The 1,952-nt window shown below is 74.1% G+C and carries 1 protein-coding gene and 1 other RNA gene; both read left to right on the forward strand.

The genetic code is table 11. From position 1 onward, the window contains the following. Positions 1-45 precede the first annotated feature (45 nt). Positions 46-1,527, forward strand: coding sequence for a DHA2 family efflux MFS transporter permease subunit (locus tag ACIQOV_RS39410; RefSeq protein WP_401055709.1), 1,482 nt, complete (start codon positions 46-48; stop codon positions 1,525-1,527). Positions 1,528-1,540: 13 nt separating this feature from the next. Continuing rightward, an RNA gene (rnpB, locus tag ACIQOV_RS39415) (RNase P RNA component class A) lies at positions 1,541-1,938 on the forward strand. The last annotated feature ends 14 nt before the right edge of the window (positions 1,939-1,952 follow it).

Raw genomic sequence — 1,952 nt, forward strand, 5'->3', positions numbered from 1 at the left:
GATCGGTCCGTGCCCGCCCCCCAGCCCCGCGCCGCCGCCGCGCCCGTGCCTGCCCCCGGGCCCGCGCCCGGCTCCCGCCGCCGTCTGCTCGTCCTGGCGATCTGCTGCCTGAGCCTGTTCATCGTCGGCCTCGACAACACCGTGGTGAACATCGCCCTGCCGGTGATCCAGCGGGACCTGGGCGCCCCGGCGTCCGGGCTGCAGTGGATCATCGACGCCTACACCCTGGTGCTGGCCTCGCTGTTGATGCTGTTCGGCTCGGTGGCCGACCGCTTCGGTCGCCGCCGGGTGTTCCAGACCGGGCTGGTCTGCTTCGCGCTCGGCTCGCTGCTGTGCAGCCAGGCGACGAGCCTGGGCTGGCTGGTGGCGTTCCGGGCGCTCCAGGCGGTGGGCGGCTCGATGCTCAACCCGGTGGCGATGTCGATCATCACCAACACCTTCACCGACCCGAAGGAGCGGGCCCGGGCGATCGGTGTCTGGGGCGGCGTGGTCGGCATCTCGATGGCGCTCGGCCCGCTGCTCGGCGGTTTCCTGGTGGACGGCGCGGGCTGGCCGTCGATCTTCCTGATCAACGTCCCGGTGGCGCTCGCCGCCATCGCGCTGACCGCCCGCTTCGTGCCCGAGTCCCGGGCGCCCCGGCCGCGCCGGCTGGACCCGGTCGGGCAGCTGCTGATGATCGTGCTGCTCGGCTGCGGCACCGCCGCGATCATCGAGGGGCCGGCCAACGGCTGGACGTCCCCGCTGATCCTCGCGCTGGCCTTCACCGCCGGGGCCGCGCTGATCGCCTTCCCGCTCTGGGAGCGCCGGGTGGCCGAGCCGCTGGTGGACCCGCGGTTCTTCGCCAGCGCGCCGTTCACCGGCGCCACCGTCACCGCGGTCTGCGCCTTCGCCGCGCTCGGGGGCTTCCTCTTCCTCAACACCCTCTACCTCCAGGACGTCCGCCACTACGGCCCGGTCGAGGCCGGCCTGTGGACGCTGCCGATGGCCGGGATGATGCTGGTCTGCGCGCCGCTGTCCGGGCGGATCGTCGCGAGCCGGGGCCCGCGCCTGCCGCTGGTCGCGGCCGGGCTCGGCCTCGCCGCGAGCGGGCTGCTGCTGACCCGGCTCGCCGCCGACTCCCCGCCCGCCCTGCTGCTGGTCGCCTACGGGCTGTTCGGCTTCGGCTTCGGCATGGTGAACGCGCCGATCACCAACGCCGCGGTGTCCGGCATGCCGCGCGCCCAGGCGGGCGTGGCGGCCGCGGTCGCCTCGACCAGCCGTCAGATCGGCCAGTCGCTGGGCGTGGCGGTGATCGGCACGGTCGTCGCCTCGGCGGTGGTCGGGCCGGTCGCGACCGGCTTCGCCCGGGCCAGCCACGCCGGCTGGTGGATCCTGGTCGGCCTCGGCGGCGCCGTCCTCGTCCTGGGCCTGGTCACCACCACGGCCTGGGCGAGCGCGACGGCCGCCCGGGTGGCCGCCCGCCTCGGCGCCGAGCCGCCGGCCGTCCGGTCCGGTGTACGGGAGGCGCCGCCCGAGCGGCTACCATGACCACTACGGCGGAAGAGCCGGCCGGGCGGTCGCGACGGGTCCCAGACCCGCCGAGGAACGTCCGGGCTCCACAGAGCAGGGTGGTGGGTAACGCCCACCCGGGGTGACCCGCGGGACAGTGCCACAGAAAACAGACCGCCCACCGCTTTTCGTGGTGGGTAAGGGTGAAACGGTGGTGTAAGAGACCACCAGCGACCGGGGTGACCCGGCCGGCTAGGTAAACCCCACCTGGAGCAAGGTCAAGATCGGCGCCTTCGGGCGCCGTGCGCGGACGATTGAAGGCTGCTCGCCCGAGTCCGCGGGTGGACCGCACGAGGCTGTCGGCAACGGCAGCCCTAGATGGATGGCCGCCTCCCCGGGCCGCGCAAGCAACCCGGGAGACAGAACCCGGCGTACAGGCCGACTCTTCCGCCCCTTTCCCTCCC

This window comes from Kitasatospora sp. NPDC091257 (genome assembly GCF_044757675.1).
GTDB lineage: Bacteria > Actinomycetota > Actinomycetes > Streptomycetales > Streptomycetaceae > Kitasatospora > Kitasatospora lactacystinica.